This is a genomic window from Agarivorans sp. OAG1 (genome assembly GCF_037076485.1).
GTDB classification, from domain to species: domain Bacteria; phylum Pseudomonadota; class Gammaproteobacteria; order Enterobacterales; family Celerinatantimonadaceae; genus Agarivorans; species Agarivorans albus.
Map to the genome: position 1 here is coordinate 4,693,879 of NZ_AP028990.1, position 22,108 is coordinate 4,715,986.

18 protein-coding genes are annotated in these 22,108 nt (G+C 44.2%); 4 read left to right on the forward strand and 14 right to left on the reverse strand.

All coding sequences use genetic code 11. The annotated features are described in order from the left end of the window. Nucleotides 1-21: 21 nt before the first annotated feature. The 6 genes from OAG1_RS21320 to OAG1_RS21345 form a co-directional block, all read right to left on the reverse strand. The gene (locus OAG1_RS21320; RefSeq protein ID WP_338622792.1) at nt 22-492 is read right to left on the reverse strand and encodes a CYTH domain-containing protein; all 471 of its coding nucleotides are present in this window, start codon (nt 490-492) and stop codon (nt 22-24) included. Between the two features lie 8 nt (nt 493-500). Next, nucleotides 501-1,472: a serine/threonine protein kinase gene (locus tag OAG1_RS21325; RefSeq protein WP_152785129.1), complete on the reverse strand. Its 972-nt coding sequence runs from the start codon at nt 1,470-1,472 to the stop codon at nt 501-503. Nucleotides 1,473-1,537: 65 nt separating this feature from the next. Further along, nucleotides 1,538-1,939 (reverse strand): MAPEG family protein, encoded by a 402-nt coding sequence (locus tag OAG1_RS21330; RefSeq protein ID WP_338622796.1) that lies wholly within the window; start codon nt 1,937-1,939, stop codon nt 1,538-1,540. A gap of 21 nt (nt 1,940-1,960) precedes the next feature. Continuing rightward, on the reverse strand, nt 1,961-3,370 hold the full coding sequence (ccoG, locus tag OAG1_RS21335; RefSeq protein WP_338622798.1) for a cytochrome c oxidase accessory protein CcoG: 1,410 nt from the start codon (nt 3,368-3,370) through the stop codon (nt 1,961-1,963). A gap of 91 nt (nt 3,371-3,461) precedes the next feature. Beyond that, entirely contained in the window at nt 3,462-3,728 is a 267-nt protein-coding gene (locus OAG1_RS21340) for a YihD family protein (RefSeq protein WP_040306803.1), read from the reverse strand. Between the two features lie 5 nt (nt 3,729-3,733). Next, a complete protein-coding gene (locus OAG1_RS21345; protein WP_338626454.1) occupies nt 3,734-4,870 on the reverse strand; it encodes a diguanylate cyclase in 1,137 nt (378 codons plus the stop codon). Nucleotides 4,871-5,167: 297 nt separating this feature from the next. On the opposite strand from OAG1_RS21345, the gene pgi reads away from it, so the two are divergent. Further along, on the forward strand, nt 5,168-6,820 hold the full coding sequence (pgi, locus tag OAG1_RS21350) for a glucose-6-phosphate isomerase (RefSeq protein ID WP_338622800.1): 1,653 nt from the start codon (nt 5,168-5,170) through the stop codon (nt 6,818-6,820). Between the two features lie 103 nt (nt 6,821-6,923). On the opposite strand, the gene OAG1_RS21355 is transcribed toward pgi, so the two are convergent. Beyond that, nucleotides 6,924-7,538: a sugar O-acetyltransferase gene (locus tag OAG1_RS21355; RefSeq protein WP_338622802.1), complete on the reverse strand. Its 615-nt coding sequence runs from the start codon at nt 7,536-7,538 to the stop codon at nt 6,924-6,926. Between the two features lie 166 nt (nt 7,539-7,704). Here OAG1_RS21355 and OAG1_RS21360 point away from each other — a divergent pair, with 166 nt between their 5' ends. Next, the gene (locus OAG1_RS21360) at nt 7,705-10,074 is read left to right on the forward strand and encodes a DNA polymerase II (protein ID WP_338626455.1); all 2,370 of its coding nucleotides are present in this window, start codon (nt 7,705-7,707) and stop codon (nt 10,072-10,074) included. A gap of 145 nt (nt 10,075-10,219) precedes the next feature. On the opposite strand, the gene OAG1_RS21365 is transcribed toward OAG1_RS21360, so the two are convergent. The 4 genes from OAG1_RS21365 to OAG1_RS21380 form a co-directional block, all read right to left on the reverse strand. Next, nucleotides 10,220-10,699: a type II secretion system protein gene (locus OAG1_RS21365; protein WP_338622805.1), complete on the reverse strand. Its 480-nt coding sequence runs from the start codon at nt 10,697-10,699 to the stop codon at nt 10,220-10,222. A gap of 396 nt (nt 10,700-11,095) precedes the next feature. Beyond that, entirely contained in the window at nt 11,096-13,180 is a 2,085-nt protein-coding gene (gene glgX, locus OAG1_RS21370; RefSeq protein WP_016400236.1) for a glycogen debranching protein GlgX, read from the reverse strand. A 116-nt stretch (nt 13,181-13,296) separates the two neighbouring features. Further along, nucleotides 13,297-13,479: a hypothetical protein gene (locus OAG1_RS21375; protein WP_016400237.1), complete on the reverse strand. Its 183-nt coding sequence runs from the start codon at nt 13,477-13,479 to the stop codon at nt 13,297-13,299. 80 nt (nt 13,480-13,559) lie between these two features. Next, nucleotides 13,560-14,681 (reverse strand): 1-acyl-sn-glycerol-3-phosphate acyltransferase, encoded by a 1,122-nt coding sequence (locus OAG1_RS21380; protein ID WP_338622809.1) that lies wholly within the window; start codon nt 14,679-14,681, stop codon nt 13,560-13,562. A 170-nt stretch (nt 14,682-14,851) separates the two neighbouring features. Here OAG1_RS21380 and OAG1_RS21385 point away from each other — a divergent pair, with 170 nt between their 5' ends. Continuing rightward, on the forward strand, nt 14,852-16,213 hold the full coding sequence (locus OAG1_RS21385; protein WP_338622811.1) for an MATE family efflux transporter: 1,362 nt from the start codon (nt 14,852-14,854) through the stop codon (nt 16,211-16,213). A 1,882-nt stretch (nt 16,214-18,095) separates the two neighbouring features. Here the strand turns inward: OAG1_RS21385 and OAG1_RS21390 are convergent. Beyond that, entirely contained in the window at nt 18,096-18,716 is a 621-nt protein-coding gene (locus tag OAG1_RS21390) for a trimeric intracellular cation channel family protein (RefSeq protein ID WP_016400240.1), read from the reverse strand. A 119-nt stretch (nt 18,717-18,835) separates the two neighbouring features. Next, nucleotides 18,836-19,666 carry an ammonia-dependent NAD(+) synthetase gene (gene nadE, locus OAG1_RS21395; protein WP_338622814.1) on the reverse strand — a complete coding sequence of 277 codons (831 nt, stop codon included), beginning with the start codon at nt 19,664-19,666 and terminating at the stop codon, nt 18,836-18,838. Between the two features lie 147 nt (nt 19,667-19,813). Here nadE and pyk point away from each other — a divergent pair, with 147 nt between their 5' ends. Further along, the gene (gene pyk / locus OAG1_RS21400; protein WP_338622817.1) at nt 19,814-21,250 is read left to right on the forward strand and encodes a pyruvate kinase; all 1,437 of its coding nucleotides are present in this window, start codon (nt 19,814-19,816) and stop codon (nt 21,248-21,250) included. Between the two features lie 11 nt (nt 21,251-21,261). On the opposite strand, the gene OAG1_RS21405 is transcribed toward pyk, so the two are convergent. Next, nucleotides 21,262-21,942 (reverse strand): DUF2786 domain-containing protein, encoded by a 681-nt coding sequence (locus tag OAG1_RS21405; RefSeq protein ID WP_338622819.1) that lies wholly within the window; start codon nt 21,940-21,942, stop codon nt 21,262-21,264. Nucleotides 21,943-22,108 lie beyond the last annotated feature (166 nt).

Here is a 22,108-nt window from a genome sequence, read left to right on the forward strand (position 1 = left end):
TGTGAACAAACACTCTGTTTATCACCAGTTCTTGAAAGGATTTAAGCTAAGTTGAGAGTTATAGTATTTAGCTTGGCCAGTGACCTCTTGCCCCAGCCAGTCCGGCTTTGTAAAGCTTTCTTGCTCGCTGCTCAGCTCTACTTCGGCAACAATTAAGCCGAGGTTATCTCCGGCAAATACATCCACTTCAAATACATGTTGTGCAACAGGCACTAAGTAGCGAACTTTATCAATGGCGCCAGGCTCACACAGCGCTAATAGCTGCTCGGCTTCGCTCAGGGGAATTTCTTTCTCCCATTCATAGCGGCTTAAACCCGACCGATTACTTTTGCCTTTAATGGTAAGAAAACCCTGCTCACCGCGAACACGCACTCGTACCGTGCGTTGTTTATCACTGTTTAAGTAAGCCTGTACAATCCGGGTTTGCTCGCTAGCTTGCCCAATAAATGCATCGCTATTAACCAAAAACTTGCGTTCAATTTCTACACTCATAACAGTCCTCAATAACCGGGAGTTAATGACAATGGCGCTTGCTGCAGAGCCGAAAGCTGCTCTTTAAGCGCGAGTATTTGGTCTTCCCAATAACGTTGCGAGTTAAACCAAGGAAAGGCGCGTTGAAAGGCGGCATCTTGCCAGCGTCGTGCTAACCAGCCCATGTAGTGAATCATTCGCATAGCGCGCAGCGGCTCAATTAAGGCCAGCTCACTGCTATCAAATTCACAAAAGGCCTCATAGCCTTCTAATAGAACTTCTAATTGCAGGCGGCGCTCATTGTCATCTCCAGCCAGCATCATCCATAGATCTTGCACTGCAGGGCCATTACGCGCGTCATCTAAATCCACCAGCATCGGGCCATCACGCCACAATATGTTGCTAGGGTGGCAATCACCATGTAAACGAATAATGGTTTTAGGTTTATAGGCCGCCTTTGCCGCTTCGGCTACTTGCTCAGCTACGGTAAAAAATGGCAGCGCCAAGCCCTCGGGTAGCCAATCACGTAATAACTCCAACGGCTGGTCGAGCATCTCTTCGGTATTAATCGATAAGCGGTGCTCAAACAGTTTACTGCCCACTTTCTGGTGCATGCGCCCTAGGTATTGGCCAACACGCTCGATTTGGTCGAGGTTATCTACCTCAAAACCGCGTCCTCCAACACTAGGGAAAATGGTAAACAGCCAACCTTGATAATCAAACAAGCTGCGACCATCTCGCACTAGCGGTGCCACAATCGGCACATCTACTTCAGCCATCGATAAACTAAATTGATGTTCTTCGAGAATTTGCGCTTGGCTCCAACGCTCTGGCCGATAAAACTTCACCACATAACGCAGCCCATCTTCGGCTTGAAATTGATAAACACGGTTCTCGTAAGAGTTTAAAGCCAACAAACCACTACTAGGGAAAATACCTTGAGATTCAATAGCATCAAGAATAGTGTCGGGGTGTAAATCGGCAAATAGAAAGGCGCTCATGGCTCGGCAGTTTTACAAGAGGTTATCGGCGCAGTGTAGCAGTAAAACAAGTTCCCTAGCCAGCGCTAAGCAGGTAGCTGATAAAAGGCTTGAACCACAATATAAATACAGCTTAACCAAGCCACCAGCATTAGCAACGAACGCAAGGTAGCAAAGCCAAATACGTATACCCAAGGGTGCAACAAGCGGGTTGCGGTAAATAACACAGCGGCATATTGAATACGGCTAAAATCAAGCCCTGCAAGATGGGCTATTAGCAAACTGCCCGTAAACAAAGCTAAAGCTTCCCAAGCATTTTGTTGAGAAGCATAGATACGTTGGCCAAGGCTGTTTAACAATTGGGATTGTTGGCGGGGATCTTGATTATCTATAGTGCCTAACTGGCGTTTTCGCGCTGCTGAACCGAGTGCTGCCAGCAGATAAGGCAGCACTAACAACAACGCAAAACACGCCAGTACCAGTTTCAAACTTTATTCTCCAACACCCTGTTAACCGCCACTAATAAAGCGACTAGCTTGGATAAATTGGTCATCGCCACTTTCTAGTACAAACTCAATATCGGTGATCGAGCGAGGCAACAAGTAAGGGTCGCTCGCCAGTGAAATAGGCAAACTAAACACTTCGCCACCTTTCACTGTGACAATTTGCTGGCCTATCCATTCTACTTCTTCCAAACCACGCACACTTAAGTGGAATTCGCGCGCTTCAGAGGATTTGTTAATCACCTTTAAGGTGTAGGTATTTTCTACCAAACCTTCAGAGGTTTCGTTGTACAAAGAAGATCGATCACGCAACACATCTAACTGCATCGGCTTCACGTTAAGCAAGGTGAATACAAAAGCGACCAGCATGGCGCTTAACACCACCCCGTAACCAATCAGCTTAGGCCGCAGTACATCGGTTTTTTGCCCCGCCAAGTTATGCTCGGTAGTGTAGCGAATCAAACCTTTCGGGTAGTTCATACGCTCCATGGTTTGGTCACAGGCATCAATACAAGCACCACAGTTAATACATTCGTATTGCAAGCCTTCGCGAATATCAATGCCTGCAGGGCAGACCTGCACACACAGATCACAATCTACACAATCACCCAAACCCAAGGCTTTGTGGTCGGCATTGCGCTTACGTGGGCCGCGGCTTTCGCCTCTTTCAACATCATAACCCACAATAAAAGTATCTTTATCAAACATCGCCGATTGAAAACGCGCATAGGGGCACATGTGAGTACATACGATGGTGCGCATCCAACCTGCGTTGGCATAAGTTGCTACGGTAAAGAAAATCACCGAGAAGTTAACCGCACCGCTGGCATTTAGCGTGAAAAAGTCCCACCACAGCTGTTTAACGGGCACAAAGTAAGCGGCAAACGACAAAGCGGTAAATACCGACACCGCAATCCATGCGCTATGTTTGGCTGTTTTTCGCCAAATTTTGTTAAAGCTCCAGGGCGATTTATCTAGCTTTTTACGCTTATTGGCGCTGCCTTCAATCTTTTCTTCAAACCAGATAAAGATAAAAGTCCACACCGTTTGCGGACACAAGTAACCACACCATACTCGGCCTAAAAAGGTGGTAATAAAAAACAAAGCAAAGGCAGCAATAATGAAGAACCAAGCCAATAACAATAAATCTTGCGGCCACAGGGTTAAGCTAAAAAAGTGATACTGACGCGCACCCATATCTAGCAAAATTGCTTGGCGATCGCCGTAAGGAATAAACGGCACAATCACAAAAGCCGCGATAAAAAACCAGCCCATGTACTTACGCAAGCGTTGAAATACACCTTTTTGCTCACGCACATAAATTTGTTCTTGGGGGTTGTAACGATCTACCGGAGCACGTTTTTTAGCCGCGCGAGGTTTGGGGCTGACGTCTTTAACAGGAATACGTTCACTCATCACTCAATCCTTATGAGGGCAGGCACTGATGTGACTAATGCCTTTGCTTAAGCAAAAACGGCAATTGCAGACGCAATTGCCACTTAAGAAATTAAACTTTTACGCCACGTGCTTTTAATAAGGCGGTTTTAAAATCATCCTCGCAATCTTTTGCGATGCCAGGAATCATCTCGTCTTTACCAATTGTAAGCATTTTAAGTTGGTAAATAAGCACGTCATCGGTCAGTTCACTCAAGGGTTTATTGTTCCCTGCTTGGTCGGCTATTTGAGTGATAATTTCTACTAAGTTAAGCTCCGGTTGTTGTTTCCAAACCGGTGTGAGTAAATCGATTAATTCTTCAATACGATGCAACTGCATACTCATTATACTTCTCCACGGGCGGCCACTACAGCTTGGTTTCTACCTAACTGCTTGGCTCTATATAGTGCCTTATCGGCTTTATCTACGATCTCTTTGGTGCTTTGCTGAGCCACTGGAATTAAACAAGAAATACCAATGCTCACGGTCACATAACTGGCTGCGGTCGAATACTCGTGGCGCAATTTAGCCTCGGCCATTAGTGTTCTAACTCTTGCAGCAACTTGCAATGCGCCTTTGGTATCGGTGTTGGGCAATACCATTACAAACTCTTCGCCGCCATAGCGGGCAACAATGTCATCTTCACGCTGCAAGGCTTGAGTAAACAAATTAGCAACTTTGCTTAAACATTGATCGCCTGCAACATGACCGTAATGATCGTTATAAGGCTTGAAGAAATCAACATCGATCAGCAATAAACTTAAGGAAGTATTTGCTCGGCTGCTTAAACGCCAATGTAAAGCCAGTGTTTGCTCAAATATAGCCCGGTTATACAAGCCGGTGAGCGCGTCTCGCTCACTTTGATGGCGCATTAAGGCATGGCTGTCGGCCAACTCTAAAGCTTTGGCTCTATTTAGCGCACCTTCGGAAAAATTAGCCTTAACTAAGGTTTCGGCGCGGCGTAACACAATATTTAGTACTCCCCAGCTTAGCAGTAATACCAAGCAAGCCACCCACTCGGTTCGGCTAGCCCCCACCATAGAAACCAACAGCGCTAATAACAATGGAATGCTAAAACCGTTAAAGCTGCGAATACTTAGTAAGTTTGGCACCACCACCAGCGACAACAACGCGCCCACCAGCACCACCAATAATAAACGCTCGGAAGCAGGTAACACCGGCATAAATAGCAGAATACCTACCGCCCAAAGCACCCCAGAACTGGTAGCCAAACTAAAATAACGCGTTAGTTGCGGCGCCGGGACAAAGTCGTCAATCACTTCGCTTTGAATACGCGCAAAAAAGTAAAACACGGCCGATAAAGCCAACATGCAAAATAGCCACAGCAAATGCAGGCTTGAAGAAAGGCTAGGCGCAAACAAACACCACCAAATAAGGCTATACGCAACGGTCATTAACGCCACTAAACGCCCATTGTTAAGTAAATAACGGGCGTTTTCGGTGTTTACTTGTAACTGCACATTGCGCAAAAACAGATCCCTTGCAGGTGAGAGGCGAATAATTTGTGGGCATTGTAGCAACAACTTGAATAGCGAGAACAGAAAAACCCTTTGATAAAAAATGGATAAACACCAACACGGCGCGCAGTTTTAATACAAAATGGTCAAACTTAGCTAAAATAGGTCGCAAGCTTTTGCACAATATTGATCTGATTGCTTGCGTCCTTTTTCCCAGAAAGGGTAAAGTGCTACCCGCAAGTACTGGTCAATAAACTTGCAACTCGGTCAACTAGGTAAAGCATCTAAGGAACAAGGTCAATGCTGGACAATATCAATCCAACAACTACACAGGCTTGGAAAGCGTTACAAGCGCATTTTGAAGCACAAAAAGAGGTTAAACTTAGCGAGCTATTCGCCGCTGACGCAGACCGTTTCAATCGCTTCTCGGTAGAGTTTAACGAGCAAATCTTATTAGATTACTCTAAAAACTTAATCACTGAAGAAACCATGCAGCAGTTAGTTGCACTAGCTAAAGAAACCAAGCTAGATAGCGCAATTAAAGCTATGTTCTCTGGTGAGAAAATCAACCAAACAGAAGGCCGCTCGGTACTACATACCGCGCTACGTAATCGCAGCAATACCCCAGTAATGGTAGACGGCGAAGACGTAATGCCAGCAGTAAACGCTGTGCTAGAAAAAATGAAAGGCTTCTGTGAAAAAGTACATTCTGGCGAATGGAAAGGTTACACCGGCAAAGCTATTGAAAGCATTGTAAACATTGGTATTGGCGGTTCAGACCTAGGCCCAGTAATGATTACTGAAGCACTAGGCGCATACAAAGTAGAAAACATTACTACCTACTTCGTATCAAACGTAGACGGCACTCATATTGCCGAAACCCTAAAACAAGTAGACCCAGAAACTACCTTGTTCTTAGTAGCGTCTAAAACTTTCACTACCCAAGAAACCATGACTAACGCCCACAGCGCGCGCGATTGGTTCCTAGCTGCTGCTGGCGACCAAGCTCATGTAGCTAAGCACTTTGCTGCACTATCTACTAACGCTAAATCTGTTGCTGAGTTTGGTATTGATACCAACAACATGTTTGAGTTTTGGGATTGGGTAGGCGGTCGTTACTCTTCTTGGTCAGCGATTGGTTTATCGATTGCCCTTACAGTTGGCTACGACAACTTTATTGAGTTGTTAGATGGCGCACACGCTATGGACAAGCACTTCGCAGAAGCCGAGCTAGAGCAAAACCTACCGGTTATTCTTGGTTTGTTAGGCATTTGGTACAACAACTTCTTTGGTGCAGAAAGCGTATCTATTCTACCTTACGACCAATACATGCACCGCTTTGCTGCTTACTTCCAGCAAGGCGACATGGAGTCTAACGGTAAAAACGTAGACCGCAATGGCAACCCTGTTGATTACCAAACTGGCCCAATTATTTGGGGTGAACCAGGTACCAACGGCCAACACGCCTTCTACCAGCTGATTCACCAAGGCACTAAGCTAATCCCATGTGACTTTATTGCACCGGCCACTAGCCACAATCCATTATCGGATCACCACGCTAAGCTAATGTCTAACTTCTTCGCCCAAACCGAAGCCTTGGCTTTTGGTAAGTCACGCGAAACCGTAGAAGCAGAACTAGTAGCAGCTGGTAAATCAGCGGAAGAAGTAGCAGAACTAGCGCCATTTAAAGTATTCACAGGTAACAAGCCAACTAACTCTATCTTGGTTAAGAAAATCACCCCTAGCTCATTGGGTGCCATGGTTGCTATGTACGAGCACAAAATCTTCGTACAAGGCATTATCTGGAACATCTTCAGCTTCGACCAATGGGGCGTAGAACTAGGTAAGCAGCTAGCTAACCAAATTTTACCAGAGCTAAAAGATGGCAGCGAAGTAAGCAGCCACGACAGCTCAACCAATGGTTTAATTAATACCTTTAAAGCTTGGAGCTAAGCCTTACTGCTTATCTTTGCGTTAAATGTAAAAAGCTGGCCTAGGCCAGCTTTTTTTAATCCCTGAGGTAAATCAGTAAGCTGCAAAATAAAGCTCGCAAGCATTAAGATCTTGCTTGGCGCACCGTTTCCCCCGCTTGTATCTCGCGAATCACCTTAGCCGGATTGCCTCCCACTAATACGCCTGCTGGCACATCTTTAGTCACTACCGCACCAGCAGCGATAACCGAGCCATTGCCCACAGTTACACCCGCCAGAACTACTGCATGGCCGCCGATCCAAACATCGTTACCAATAGTGATGGGCGCTGGGTAATCAATCACTTCTCGCTCACCTTGCTGATTAATGTAGGTTTTGCGTAGCTCAGGATCTAAGGCGTGGTTAATCGAAAACAAACTTACGTTCGGTGCAATCATCACCCGATCACCAATAGTAATTTTTCCCGAATTCACCAAGGTAAAGTTGGTATTAATAAATACATCGTCGCCGATAAACACTGTGTCGCCATAATCCACGGTGAGTGGCGGGCAAACCTCGATGTTTTTACCTACCTTCACAAACAGCTCACGCACTAGCGCTTCGCGCTGTTGGTTTTGCTCTGGTGCAGTTTGATTAAACTTATGAGTAATTTGCCGGGTAGCTAAACGACGCTCGCCTAGGTCTTTATCCCAACGGTTAAAACTTAAACCCGCCATCATTCGCTCAAATTGACTTGTCATTCTACCACTCACTAAAAGGCTTTAGCTTAACTGTGCAGCTAAATGCCTGCACAGTCTATTAGCACCTTGGCAGAAACCACTATTCACAAATGCCTAGTTAAACAAAATAAAGATGCTGGTGGATATTAGCTATGCCACTCGGCTTTGTGCTAAGTTGCCAAGCATAATGCAGTACCGAGGGCTTACAGTGCCAAGCCAGCAGCGGCAAGGACAAGGTTTTTTACTCACCGCCAATAGTTACGATCGTCAAGGTCGGGCTTATATTCAGCTTTGGTTAGCCAGTGACCAAGGCCCGGTGTGTTTAGAGGTAAGTGACCAGCAGCCGGTATTTTTTGTGTTAAGTAGTGAACTAGATGCCGTGCTAGAAACCGTTGGTGAGCACTTGCTTAAGCACCAAGGCGTAGCGCTAAACACCTTCCAGCATCAGCCGATTACTGCCTTGTACTTTGCCAGTATCGATGCGCATTACCGCGCCGCACAAAACTTACAGCAAGCCGGATTAAGCTGCTTTGAACACGATATAAAATTACATGAACGCTTTCTTACCGAACGTTTTTGTTATGGCAGCATGGCTTTTGCGGGCACCCAAGGGAGTAATCCACGTTACCCCGCTTGGCAACAAGCCAAAATAAAAACGGCCCAATATACACCTAAGCTGTCGGTGCTATCGCTAGACATAGAATGCAGTGAAAAAGGCCAACTTTACTCGATTGGATTATACGGCGAGCACTTTCAGCAAGTGCTTATGATTGGCAGTGAACAAGCCGCTGATACGCCAATTACTTGGCTGGCTAATGAATATGCCTTACTAAAACAGCTTGAGCTAGTAATAGAAAAACTCGACCCGGACATCATAATTGGTTGGAATGTCATCAATTTTGATTTTAGGTTGCTGGTTAAACGCGCCGCTTTGCATGGGATAAAACTGGCGCTAGGCCGCCAACAAGGCGTGGCGCGTTGGCGCGAGCGTAGCGATAACGAGCAAACAGGTTTTATTAGCATTCCTGGGCGCGTAGTAGTAGACGGCATAGACGCACTAAAATCAGCCACTTACCACTTCGATAGTTTTAGCTTGGAAAACGTTGCCCAACAACTGCTTAAGCGCGGCAAATTGGTAGACGAAGTGCATGACCGTATGGCTGAAATTAACCATAACTTTGCCCACAACAAACCCCAGCTTGCCGCCTACAACCTCGAAGACTGTAAGTTAGTGTTAGACATCTTCCAGCATACGCAAATCCTTGAGTACTTATGTTTGCGCAGCCAACTTACTGGCCTAATGCTAGATAGAAGTGGTGGCTCGGTGGCCGCCTTTACCAATGTATATTTGCCTAAATTGCACCGAGCTGGCTATGTAGCGCCAAATCTTACCCGAGACTTTATCGCCGATAGCCCCGGCGGTTATGTAATGAGCTCTAAACCAGGCTTGTATAACAATGTGCTGGTACTCGATTTTAAGAGCCTGTACCCCTCTATCATTCGTACCTTTAAAATTGATCCTCTGGGCTTAATTGAAGGGCTAGCTAGCCCCGACAATGCCATTGAAGGCTTTAGAGGCGGAGTATTTAGCCGCGACAAACATTTTTTACCCGAGATCATTAATCAGCTTTGGCTGCAGCGCGATCAAGCCAAGGCCGATCATGACAGCGCTCGCTCACAGGCGATCAAAATTTTAATGAATAGCTTTTATGGAGTGCTAGGCTCTACTGGTTGTCGCTTTCACGATCCCCGCTTAGCCAGCTCAATCACTATGCGCGGCCACCAGCTAATGCAAGAAACAGCAGAGTGGATCAGCGAGCAGGGCCATGAAGTGATTTATGGTGATACCGACTCTACCTTTGTTTGGCTAAATCAAGATTTGAACGCAGAGCAAGCCAAACAAATAGGCCAACAACTGGCGCAAGGTATAAATCAATATTGGCAGCACAAGCTAGCCTCAGAAATGCAGTTAGATAGTCACCTAGAAATTGAATTTGAGACTCATTTTTCTCGCTTTTTAATGCCAACCATTCGCGGCTCTGAAACCGGCAGTAAAAAGCGTTATGCAGGTTTAACCAACGATAAGCAGTTAGTCATAAAAGGTTTAGAAACCGTACGTTCAGATTGGACAGAGATGGCGAAGATATTTCAAACCGGTTTGCTCGAGCGAGTATTTTCTGACCAAGACCCACGCCAGTTTGTTCTCGATACCGTGGATAAACTGATGGCTGGCGAGTACGACCAGCAACTTATTTACCGTAAGCGTTTACGCCGCAAGTTAGCCGAGTACGTGAAGAATGTGCCACCACAGGTGCGAGCAGCGCGGCTCGCCGACGAACATAACCAAGCTCTAGGCAAGCCACTGCAATATCAAAATAAAGGCAGTATTGCCTATTGGATGACCATAAATGGGCCCGAGCCGCTAACTAACCGAGTTAGCCAAATCGACTATCAACATTACTTAGACAAACAACTACAGCCGATTGCCGATGCTATTTTGCCCTTCATTGATTTGGATTTTGAGCAAATAACTTCTGCGCAATTAGGCTTGTTCTAGTTAACCCAGTAGAAAAGATTTTGCTTCTAAAGAGGCAGAAACCAGCAACAACAAACTGATAGAAGCAAACATGGCACGCACGACCATGGTTCGCATTTTGATAGTTTTTGTTAATTTTTCAATATGCATGTTTTTCATTTGGCGCTTAACACTCGCTGTCGTCAATGCTAACCAGGTAGTTTGACTCACTAGGGTTAAGGGTTCCTCCCGCTTCAGTGTAAGTAACAAAACATCCGCTATCATTAACATCTTTATCGCCAGAGACATAACCGATATACAGGCGCGAACTGCCATTCACAAACTGCATTTCTAAGTCAGTTTCAATCAACGACTCCATGCCAAGGTAGTCTTCACCGTGCGCCTCTGGGTAACCATCTTTTACCTCTACAATACCCAAGCTTGTTTCTACCTCTGCACGTGACTCTTGCTCTAGACCATCAATAGCCGCTTGGTTAAATACCAAGTCAGCAGAGGTTTTTACTGCAGCCGCAGCCCCCTCTAAGGTCGCTTTTTTTGCATCGCTTTGAAGATTTAGGAACTTTGGTGCAGCTACCACAGAGAGTATTCCCAAAACGATAATTACTATTACTAATTCGATGAGAGTAAAACCAGATTGCTTGTTCATATAGCGCCTAAAGTTACTTTCTAGATTGGTGAAACAGGGTGAATTAAGAGCTTGTATTATCCCTATAACGGCCAATAAAATTGACTTTTCACGAACAAAGCATTTTTTGTAACATTAGAATAAAAATCCAACCTAGCTCACTTTTATCAAACAAAAGTCCATAACTTATTAAAATAATGAAACTTTCGTTAGATACTAGCCTCAAACTAGCAAATCATAATGGCAAACAAGTCACACGGATGGAGGCAAAGAGGGCAACACAATGGCGTTTTTTTCGATGGGTGTAAGAGTACTGTTATTGGTATTAATGTTGGGTAGCGTGTTTAGCTATTCACACACTACCCATTCTTCATGGGCAAAGTTTTATTGCCCTGCACAAACTAGTAAGGCAGCGAGTTAAACTCTCTCGCTACGTTTTTCAATTTGTGGGTTGGCCACAAATACCATTACCGAACGTGCAGCCACTTTAACCGAGCCCGTTTCTAACATGGGCGCTGTTTTAAAGTCATAAACATCTTCTGGCGGTTTGGCTGCGGTATTAACAAGCTTAAACCAATGCCCTTCAATACAAGGTACTTCAAACTCTAACTCTTCCCAGTAGGAGTTAAACACCATGTATAAGCGGTCTTTTGAGTATGGATCTAACAAAGTAACCGCAATAGAGTGACTATGTTCAGACCAATCGGGCTGACCTTGATGCACACCATGCCATTCGATATTAGCATCATGAATCACATCCGACAGGCTCAAGTGGATCTTCTCTTCAAGCACATCGTCATAACGACGTAACTTAATCATCTCTTGAACAAAGCGCAGCAAGTTTTGGTTTTTATCCACCAAGCTCCAGTCAAACCAGGATAACTCGTTATCTTGGCAGTAAGCATTGTTATTACCGTTTTGAGTGCGCTTTACTTCATCGCCCATGGTAATCATTGGCGTACCTAAAGAGAGCAACAAAGTAGCAAAGAAGTTCTTCATTTGCTGTTCACGCAGATCGTTGATTTTGGGGTTTAGGGTTGGCCCCTCTACACCGTGGTTATAACTGATGTTGTGGTTATCACCATCACGGTTGTTTTCACCATTTTCTAGGTTGTGCTTGTCGTTGTAGCTCACTAGATCGTTTAAGGTGAATCCATCATGCGCAGTGACTAAGTTAACCGAGCGTTGCGGCGAGTGGTTTTCTTTATAGTAAATGTCTGGGCTACCCAATAAGCGCGAAGCAAACTTACCCGTTACACCAGAATCCCCTCTAAAGAACGAGCGCACATCATCACGGAACTTACCGTTCCATTCGTTCCAGCGATCACCTACAAACTCGCCTACTTGGTAAAGGCCAGCGGCATCCCAAGCTTCGGCAATGATTTTAGTGCCAGCTAAAGAAGGATCTGAATCAATCGACCAAAGCAGTGGTGGCTCTTTCATTACATGACCCTTAGAGTCACGCGCCAGTACCGAGGCTAAATCAAAGCGGAAGCCATCTACATGCATTTCGTTTACCCAAAAACGCAGTGCATCACGAATCATGCGGCGCATTACCGAGTGGTTAGCATTACAAGTATTACCACAACCCGAGTAGTTACTGTACCAACGCTTTTCATTTTCTAACATGTAGTAGGTATCGTTTTGCAAACCCTTCATGCTGAGCGTTGGGCCGTCGTGTCCGCCTTCGGCTGTATGGTTAAACACCACATCCAATATCACCTCAATGCCGGCTTTATGCAGCTCACGCACCATGGTTCTAAATTCGTTAAAGGCACCACAGACACTTTTATCGGAGCTGTAAGCCGTATGCGGAGAGAAGAAGTTAATTGGGCTATAACCCCAATAATTCTGCTTACCCAGCGGCGCGTCTTGTAAGTCAAACTGCTGCACCGGCATTAACTCAATAGCGGTAATGCCCAGCTCTTTTAGATAAGGAATTTTTTCGATAACGCCAGCGTAAGTACCGCGTTTATGCTCCGCTACACCCGAAGACGGGTGCTTGGTAAAACCCGCTACATGCATTTCGTAAATAACGGTATCTTGCAATGAGCGTTTAATTGGCTGAGTGCCCTGCCAATCAAAACCACGCAAATCCACCACTGCACCTTTAATACATTGGTTAGTATTTACATGACCATGGCGTGACGCTACCTGACGTAAATAGTTATCTGGGAAATGGGTGATTCTGGCGTAAGGGTCGAGCAGAACTTTGCTTGAGTCAAAGCGCAAACCGCGCTCTGGTTGCCAAGGACCGTCTACTTGAAAGCCGTAGAGCGTTCCTACTTCCAAGTCTTCAACAAAAATATGCCAGTAATGGTCTGTTTTGTTGGTATTTGGGTCTAAAGGGAACTCGGCAAATGGCTTACGAGAGTTAACTTCTTTAAATAATAGAAGGGTAACTCCCGTAGCATTTTTAGAGAAAATACTAAAATTAACGCCCTTACCTTGGTAAGTCGCGCCGAGTGGAAATGAAACACCCGCTTGAGTTTTTGTGGCCATATACTGTGCTGTCTTATTTTTGCTATTAACTGAGATGAAAAGCCTATTATTTGGCTCTTTCGCTATAGTTTATCAGTAACAGCTTATTACACAGTAAGTTTATTAATAGATAATGACTAAAATTTAGCCGAAATTGAGTGCGAACGCCCACTAGCTTGGCGTTTTCTGCGGCAATGCTGTGCGCCAAGTTGGTCAAGCTCAGATACTTCGTCAGGTAACATCAACGACAATAGCTGTTCTAATTTTTCTTGGTCAGACAATACATTGGCAATAGTTTGGCTAGTTTTTGTACGGAACATATCATACCCCTAAATTTTGATACCTAATTAGGGGTATGCACCTATAGTGCCAAAGCTATATGAACAATTTATTAACCTTATTATTCAGACAGTTGCTGTCTAGCACGAATAGGGTTTGCGTACATTTCGAACAGCTGAGATCGGACCTCTGCACTAATATCGCGAGTCTTCGCTTCAAAATAGCGCTTTGCTTCAGCTAATTCGTTAGCAGGAATTTCTTCTGGGATGGCATCACCAAGGGCAATCCAGTTGGTAGGCATAAGCTGGTAGTTGCCAATAATCGCTTTATCTAAAGCTTCTGCCACGTCTTTGGCATTTTCATATTCACCGGCCAATGGTTCTGCAAAATGCACATGCACTCGACCTTTTTGGCCAACAATACCGCGAGAGATGCTGTAAATGTCTTCATGCTCTTCTTTTTGGTATTCGCCATGTTGGTTTTGCGACACTAACTCATTAGCTTTAGCCACATCACAAGGGTCAAATTCATAAGAAATAGACACAGGAACAATGTTTAGCTCTTTAATGTAATCGGCAAATTCTTGCTGCTTAGGTTTGTTTAAAGCCAGCATAGAAATAAGTGCCGAATTAGTCAGGTCTAACCCATCTTTGGCGCGCCCCTCACGCTGAGCAATCCAAATATGGTCGCCAGTGCTCGCTAGGGTATGTTGAATATACGCAGATAACTCTTTTAAGTTAGCCAGCTTTTCACGTTTAGCTGAAGCTGAGCGCTTAACAATAAAACTGCGGTTAAGACGCATTAAGTCAGACACCCAAGGCTTACTTAATAAATTATCACCAATGGCAATTTGTACCGTGTCTTGGCCGTTTATATGCAGCAAGTAGTTCACAAAAGCAGGGTCTAGCGCAATATCGCGATGATTTGAGATAAACAAATGCGGCTTAGATAAATCTAGGCTGTCTAATCCGCTAGAGCTTAGTTGCGAAGTCGTAGTTTTGATCATGTGCGCCATATAGCGCTCTACCATTATTTGAAAGTCGTAAACACTTTTTACGTTTCTTACTTTAAATTTAAGCACTTGGCGCAAGGCAAAAGACGTTAGCGAGAGAAAGGCACCACTGGCTTTAGGGTAACGAAACTTAATTAAAGTAGTGATAAATTCGGGATCATTAATGAGGCGTTGCAGTGTACTTTTTACTTCGGAATCTTGATAAGGGCGAATACTGTCAAACTGAGACATAACTTCTCTCGCTATTAAGGAAGCCGCAATTTACCGTTTTCTGCTCTTAAAAACAACAATAATGATTAAAATTTAAACAATTGTTGGCAGTTTTTAAGGCTTAATGCAGATTCTTTCGCTTAACCTTTGAGCCACGTATACTGGAGCCTCGATTTCCCAGCTGCAAGTTAATGGAACAACAACGCCAGTATTTGCTTGATGCCCCCATCACGCCGCTTATTATCAATAAGGCCAGTCCAACCTTAGTTGGCATATTTGCGATCATCTTTTTTAACCTTGTTGATACCTTTTTTGTTGCCATGCTCGGCACCGATGCGTTGGCTGGCGTATCTTTTACTTTTCCCATTACCTTTGCCATCACCAGTGTTGCTATGGGCTTAGGCATTGGCTTGTCGTCCCATGTAGGACGGCTACTGGGGGCTCGTCAACATCAGCAAGCCGCCCAGCTCACTAGCCACAGTTTATTGTTTAGCCTACTGCTAATTATTGCTATTGCGAGCTTGGGTTATTTCAGCATTTATCCTCTTTTCAGCCACTTAGGCGCCGAATTACCAGTAATGCCCTATATTGAGCAATATATGCAAATTTGGTATCTCTCGGTTCCGCTATTAGTGATACCTATGGTGGGTAATAGCGCCATAAGAGCGAGTGGCGACAGTAAAACCCCCAGTATAGTGATGCTGGTTGCTGGTATCGTAAATGGCATATTGGACCCTATTTTTATTTTTGGCTGGGGGCCTGTGCCTGCCATGGGGGTGCAAGGTGCCGCTTTAGCCACTGCTGTAGCTTGGGCACTCACGTTTAGTGTTGCTGTTTATTTACTTAGTTTTAAATTAAAACTACTACGTTTTGAAGTTTGCACCATTCAACAGCTTTTCGCCTCTTGGAAAAAGCTGCTTAGCATCGCCATTCCGGCGGTATTTTCTCAGCTGCTTACTCCCATAGCTACCACCATTACTTTAGTAATATTGGCCAGTGCTGGCACAGCAACTGTAGCAGCCTATGGCTTTGCTACACGGGTAGAAGCCTTATTATTTATTGGAGTGATGGCGATTAACTCGGTGATTCCGATGTTAGTTGGACAAAACGTGGGAGCGGGCAAAGCACAACGCGCCCAACAAATCGTTCATCATGCCATTAGACTAGCGGTGGTTTGGCAACTATTGCTCGCTATCGCAATGTACGCCTTGGCCCCTTTAGTGAGTTATAGCTTTAATCACGATGCTGAAGTAGCAGAACTTAGCCAGTATTACTTACAGTTAGTTCCTTTTTGCTACGGCATGATGGCTGTGCCCTTATTGCTAGCCCAAACCTTAAATGCCTTAGCTAAGCCGCTGTTAGCAATGGCAATAAACCTAATTAGGTTATTTGGTTTTATGTTGCCAGCTATTTACATCGGAGCAATGTGGGGAAGTAGCAAAGTAATATTTTTAGCGATTATTATTGCTCACACCTTAGCGGGCTTAGCGAGCTTAATCATATTGATTTGGTTGATGAGCAAAAACAGCTGGTGGCAACATTCGCAATCTTAGTTTCGCAAAAATGAAAAAAGGCGACACAAATGTGTCGCCTTTTTAAGTAGTCATATTGCTCTTTTCCGTGAACAGTAATTGCTCCTTGCAATCCTTTTTGACTGTTGCACACTAATCCTTAGCGTTTCCTCTTCCCAGTTCCTTTGAGCTATCCTTTAGCCTTCTATGGCATAAATGTTCATCCTAAACACTTGCTCTCTCCGTCCTGGAGGTATCCTTTAACTTCATCCTGAAAGTTTGAGGTATTTTGCTTTCTAGCACTCCTGTGCTGACATCCTAAAGTTTATCTACCTTGATAAACCTGCTCTTCCTAAGCAATGCTTCCTAATACCTTGGCATCTTGCCCTGACTCTTCCTAAGCCTTGGCTCGTCCTGATGGTTGATACTTTACGCCGATGAGCCCTTAATCCCAGTAGCCAAGATAAAATAATTTTGGTTTTAGCTACAAAAAACCATGACAAAAAACATAAGGCATTGAAATATATAAACTTAGTTTAGTTAAGGCTTATTAAACAAGTGAAATTACCCGCTACAGCTCGGGCGGATCTCTCACACAGGCAATAGCAGATAAAGAAACTACCAGATCGAGATTAATAATATAAAAATCCAACCAATTACAGCTTATCCATTAAAAGCTCTGCAGATAGGTAATAAACCCTAACAATAAATAGCAGGCAAAGAAAAAGGGCGACACATACGTGTCGCCCTCTAGTAGTCATATCGCTCTACTCCATGAACGTTAATTGCTCCCTGCAATCCTTTTTGACTGTTTCACACTATTCCTTAGCGTTTCCTCTTCCCAGTTCCTTTGGGCTGTCCTTTAGCCTTCTATGGCATAAGCGTTCATCCTAAACACTTGCTCTCTCCGTCCTGGAGGTATCCCTATACTTCGTCCTGAAGCTATTTGGTATTTTGCTTTCTAGCAATCCTATGCTGACATCCAAACTCATCTACCTTGATAAGCCTGCTCATCCTGAGCGCTGCGTCCTAAATACCTCGGCGTCCTGCCTAATTCTTCCTGAATCTTCGTTCGTCCTGATGGTTGATACTTTACGCTCATCCCAATTAAAGCCCAGTAGGCCAGAAACAAAAACATCTAAACAAAACTATTACTTAAGAGGTAAAAACAAATAAACCATTGAATAATAAATAAAAATTTATTTATAGGCTCATAAACAAAGAGACTTATCGGCTTGTTTGAATGGTCGATCTCTCACACAGCCTTTGGTCGATCGCCAAACAAGCATCTAAATTCAGTACGCTAAAATTCTCAATCAGTCTAAATAAAGACACCTTAAAAGAATAAAAAGCTAATAAGATAGCTTTAAGCTTAATTATTCATCTAAAATCGATAGCAAAGTGCAGACAATAAAAAACCCAGCACTTGGCTGGGTTTAGAAAAAGGTCGGGGCGACACTTTCGTGTCGCCCCTAGTAGTCATATCGCTCAAATCCGTGAACGGGTAGTTGCTCCCTGCAATCCTTTTTGACTGTGTTACTACGTCCTGTAGTTATCCTTTTCTCAAATCCTTTGAGCTGTCCTTTAGCCTTCTATGGCATAACCGGTCATCCATACCAGTTGCACGTCTCCTTCCTAGGAGGTGTCCCTTGCTACTTCCTGTAGCTGTTCCTTTTTAGCTCCTGCTACGTTTCTCATCCTGATAAACGTCAGTGCCTCCGTGCACAAACAACTATACGGAATCTAAGTTTGAGAAAAAGCCGCGTAAGCAAAAAACTTTCATTTTTTTACTTACAAATTCTTACAAAAACACTAAACCATTAATTTAAAAGAAAATTTATTTTTAACAACTGTAAGCAAAGCTGCTTTTAACGCACAAGCTTGTAAGAGATATCTCACACCATCTATCGGCATTTATCGCTAACTAACGATTTTTGGCAAGCTTAGGTAGTGATAAATGGTAGCGAATGGCCACTAAACGAATTAGCAAAGCGGTCAAAATACAAGCACTTGTAGCAATAGTATCCGAAAACTGTAGGTATAAAGCAGCCACCCAAACCAGCCCACCAACAATACAAGCAGTGGCATACACCTCACGTTGCAGTACTAAAGGAACTTGATTAGCCAATACATCACGGATCATGCCTCCACCACAGGCGGTAATCACTCCCATGGTAACGGCTACAATCATTGGCGACCCATATTGATAGGCTTTGTTAGCACCAATCGCCATAAACACCGCCATACCTATAGCATCAGCTACCGGCAGTAACCAGCGAGGAGGCGTAGGAAAGTTATTAAGCAATAATACCGAGCCTAAACTAGCTCCAAGAATTACCCACAAATACAAACCGTTCTCTACCCAAAATACCGGGCTAGCACCTAAAGCCATATCGCGGATAGTACCGCCACCAATGGCGGTAACACAGGCAAGCACCAAGGCACCAAACAAATCCATTCGGCGACGACTAGCTATCAATACCCCAGAAATGGCAAATATTGCGGTACCAAATAGATCAAGACTAAATATGATGGCGTTGCCCAAAGCGAGTTCCTCTAAAAATTCGGCTGCAATTAGACAACATGTAGACTCAGCAATACAAGATGCAGATCAAACAAAGCCGAAGCCTAATCACTTCGGCTTAATTTGTTACTGTTACAGGCTTAGTCGTAAATGGTAGGAATGGCCTGACGTTTATGTTGGGTACGTTGGTAAATGCCAATAAGTTTTTGCTCGACTTCGTCGGCTACTTTCTTACCTTCCAAGAAGTCATCAATTTGGTCATAAGTAACACCTAATGCCACTTCATCGGGTAATTGCGGACGGTCTTCTTCAAGATCGGCCGTTGGCGCTTTGCCAATCAGCTTCTCTGGCGCGCCTAAATAGTCTGCAACCTGACGAACTTGGCGTTTGTTTAAACCAAAGATAGGCACTAAATCACACGCACCATCACCATGCTTGGTGTAAAAACCCGTTAGGTTTTCAGCTGAGTGATCGGTTCCAATAACCAGGCCACCACTTAAGCCAGCTATTTCATACTGGGCAATCATGCGCATTCTGGCTTTAACATTGCCTTTGGCAAAATCCACTGCAGCTTGGGCAGGTAAATCTAAACCAGCAGCCATCAAACTTTCGCTAGCACTAGTATGCAAGCCTTCGGTACCTGCTTTGATATTAGTGGTAACAATATGTGAGGGTTTAATAAACCCTAAAGCTAGTTGAGCATCGGCTTCATCTTTTTGCTCACCAAAAGGTAAACGCATAGCAATAAAGCGGTAGTCTTGACTATCACTCTCATTATTAAGCTGTTCAACTGCCAACTGCGCTAATCGACCAGTGGTTGTTGAATCAACACCGCCACTAATACCAAGTACTAGTGTTTTTAAACCAGCTTGTTTTAAACGTGCTTTTATAAAGTCGATTCGACGTTTAACTTCAAACTCTGGATCAATTTCTGGCAAAACCTTCATTTCTGCCAAGATTGCCTGTTTCATTCTGTCACCCCACAGCAAATAATATCCCTAATGCGCAATGTACTTGAGAGACAAAAAAAAACCAAGGGACAAGCTGGTTTACATATACTTAAATCAGCATCAGTGAATTCAAGCAAACATCTCATCAATTTTTTAAGGATTAGCAACATGTTAAGACGTACTAAAATAGTCACAACTTTAGGCCCCGCCACCGACCGAGACGATGTACTGGAACAACTGATATTGAGTGGTGCAAATATGGTGCGCCTTAACTTCTCACATGGAACCGCAGAAGATCATTTGGTACGCGCAGCCAAAGTGAGAGAGTTAGCCAGCAAACATAAACTACACATTGCGATACTGGGCGACTTACAAGGTCCCAAAATTCGTGTTTCCACCTTTAAAGATGGCAAAGTAAGCCTAAATGTAGGCGACAGCTTTATTTTAGATAGTGAGCTAGACAAAGGTTTAGGCGATGAAAAACAAGTAGGCCTAGATTACAAACACCTGCCTAAAGATGTTGAACCAGGTGATATCTTATTGCTCGATGATGGCCGTATTCAACTTAAAGTAACGGCGGTAAAAGACAGCCAAGTGACTACCGAAGTCACCATTGGTGGCGTTTTATCTAACAATAAAGGCATAAACAAACTCGGCGGTGGCTTATCTGCAGCTGCGCTTACTGATAAAGATAAAGCCGACATTTTAACGGCGGCCAAAATTGAAGTGGACTACCTAGCAGTATCATTCCCCAATAGTGGCGAAGACATGCATTATGCTCGTCGCCTTACTCAACAAGCAGGTTTAGCCACAAAATTAGTTGCCAAGGTAGAACGCGCCGAAACAGTAGCCACCGAAGAAGCGATGATCGATATTATTAAAGCGTCTGATGCGGTAATGGTTGCACGTGGTGATTTAGGGGTAGAAATTGGCGATGCCGAATTAGTGGGTGTACAAAAAACCCTTATTCGCCTCACTCGAAAATACAATCGAGCAGTAATTACCGCCACTCAAATGATGGAATCGATGATTAGCGCACCAATGCCAACCCGTGCTGAGGTTATGGATGTAGCCAACGCCGTGCTAGATGGTACCGATGCGGTGATGCTTTCTGGAGAAACCGCCGCAGGCCAATACCCTATCGAAACAGTACAAGCTATGGCCAGCGTATGTTTAGGGGCAGAAAAACAACGCAGCATTAACGTGTCGAAATACCGTATTAACGATACCTTCGAGAGTATTTCTGAAACAGTGGCCATGAGCACCATGTTTGCTGCCAACCACATGAAGGGCATGAAAGCTATTATTGCGTTAACCGAGTCCGGCAGCACACCACTGTTAATGTCTCGCTTAAGTAGTGGCTTACCAATATTCTCTTTGTCTCGTCATGCCAATACCTTAAGCCGCTGTGCTTTGTATCGCGGTGTATACCCAATTCACTTTGATGAGAGCAGCGAAGATATCATTAAGGTGTCAAAAATTGCGATAGAACAGCTGAAAGAACAAGGTTACTTGAGCAAGGGCGACTTGGTTATATTGACCCACGGTGACGTATTCGACCAAACCGGTCATACCAATACCAGTAAGATCCTAAAGGTAAGCTAAGTATTTGTATTCTAGCGAAGTAGAGAAGCCGCTCTAGCGCCTTCGACAGGCCGATTAACTGACAGTTTTCGGCCTTTTTTCATGCCGGTTTGAAAGTCTGGGGTAAGTTGCCCCATCGACGCTTTAATTTTAGCTTTAAAGGTTTCGCGGTCTAACTTTTCAAACATCTCATCAAGATAGTCGTCCATATGTTCATTACGACCATTAGTGGTGAGATCGGGCAGCTTTTCTAGCGCCCCTTCTAACCAACCAGCGGTGAACGAGGTAACTCGGCGCGCCACTGTTACGTTATCGATGCCCGAGCCGGCAAAGCTATTTCTAAAAGAGCCTACTTGCTGGTTCATTTCACGATAAACAATGTCAAAAGCAAAAGCCGCAAATACCGCACGATCAGCATGTCCAACAAACTCTGCGCGTTTTAAACCTTTGTGATTAACCAACACGGCTTCAACCCCAAAACGGCTATTTATGCCGCGGATAATCCGCAGAATATTTTCACTTACATTGGCAGGTAACAAGGTTTGGGTTGAGGTTTTACCCATTTGAATAAGCTCAATATCAGCTTGTTCTAAACCATGTTTAAGCATAAGCCGATGAGCCATACGAATAGCTTGAGCGGCCTCATGAACATTTGAGGAGTTACCCAACTCTAAACACTTAGCTATTTTTTCTAGGGCGCGTTGACGACTCACGAACTGCAACAACCTCTGCTCAAAAATGAAGCGCTATTTTACTTATTTTAGCCAAATTTTCCAGTTATTCAGCGGCGGTAGCCAGAATCAAAAACAATAAAGGCTTGGAAATAAAAACCAAGCCTTTGATTTTTAGCTAATGTTTTAGGCTTTGTTAATCTTTGGT

Bases quoted from the DNA above. Each gene is read 5' to 3' on its own strand.
- OAG1_RS21320 (WP_338622792.1), bottom strand. From the start codon at position 492: ATGAGTGTAGAAATTGAACGCAAGTTTTTGGTTAATAGCGATGCATTT.
- OAG1_RS21325 (WP_152785129.1), bottom strand. From the start codon at position 1,472: ATGAGCGCCTTTCTATTTGCCGATTTACACCCCGACACTATTCTTGAT.
- ccoG (WP_338622798.1), bottom strand. From the start codon at position 3,370: ATGAGTGAACGTATTCCTGTTAAAGACGTCAGCCCCAAACCTCGCGCG.
- OAG1_RS21340 (WP_040306803.1), bottom strand. From the start codon at position 3,728: ATGCAGTTGCATCGTATTGAAGAATTAATCGATTTACTCACACCGGTT.
- pgi (WP_338622800.1), top strand. From the start codon at position 5,168: ATGCTGGACAATATCAATCCAACAACTACACAGGCTTGGAAAGCGTTA.
- OAG1_RS21355 (WP_338622802.1), bottom strand. From the start codon at position 7,538: ATGACAAGTCAATTTGAGCGAATGATGGCGGGTTTAAGTTTTAACCGT.
- OAG1_RS21360 (WP_338626455.1), top strand. From the start codon at position 7,705: ATGCAGTACCGAGGGCTTACAGTGCCAAGCCAGCAGCGGCAAGGACAA.
- OAG1_RS21365 (WP_338622805.1), bottom strand. From the start codon at position 10,699: ATGAACAAGCAATCTGGTTTTACTCTCATCGAATTAGTAATAGTAATT.
- glgX (WP_016400236.1), bottom strand. From the start codon at position 13,180: ATGGCCACAAAAACTCAAGCGGGTGTTTCATTTCCACTCGGCGCGACT.
- OAG1_RS21375 (WP_016400237.1), bottom strand. From the start codon at position 13,479: ATGTTCCGTACAAAAACTAGCCAAACTATTGCCAATGTATTGTCTGAC.
- OAG1_RS21380 (WP_338622809.1), bottom strand. From the start codon at position 14,681: ATGTCTCAGTTTGACAGTATTCGCCCTTATCAAGATTCCGAAGTAAAA.
- OAG1_RS21385 (WP_338622811.1), top strand. From the start codon at position 14,852: ATGGAACAACAACGCCAGTATTTGCTTGATGCCCCCATCACGCCGCTT.
- nadE (WP_338622814.1), bottom strand. From the start codon at position 19,666: ATGAAACAGGCAATCTTGGCAGAAATGAAGGTTTTGCCAGAAATTGAT.
- pyk (WP_338622817.1), top strand. From the start codon at position 19,814: ATGTTAAGACGTACTAAAATAGTCACAACTTTAGGCCCCGCCACCGAC.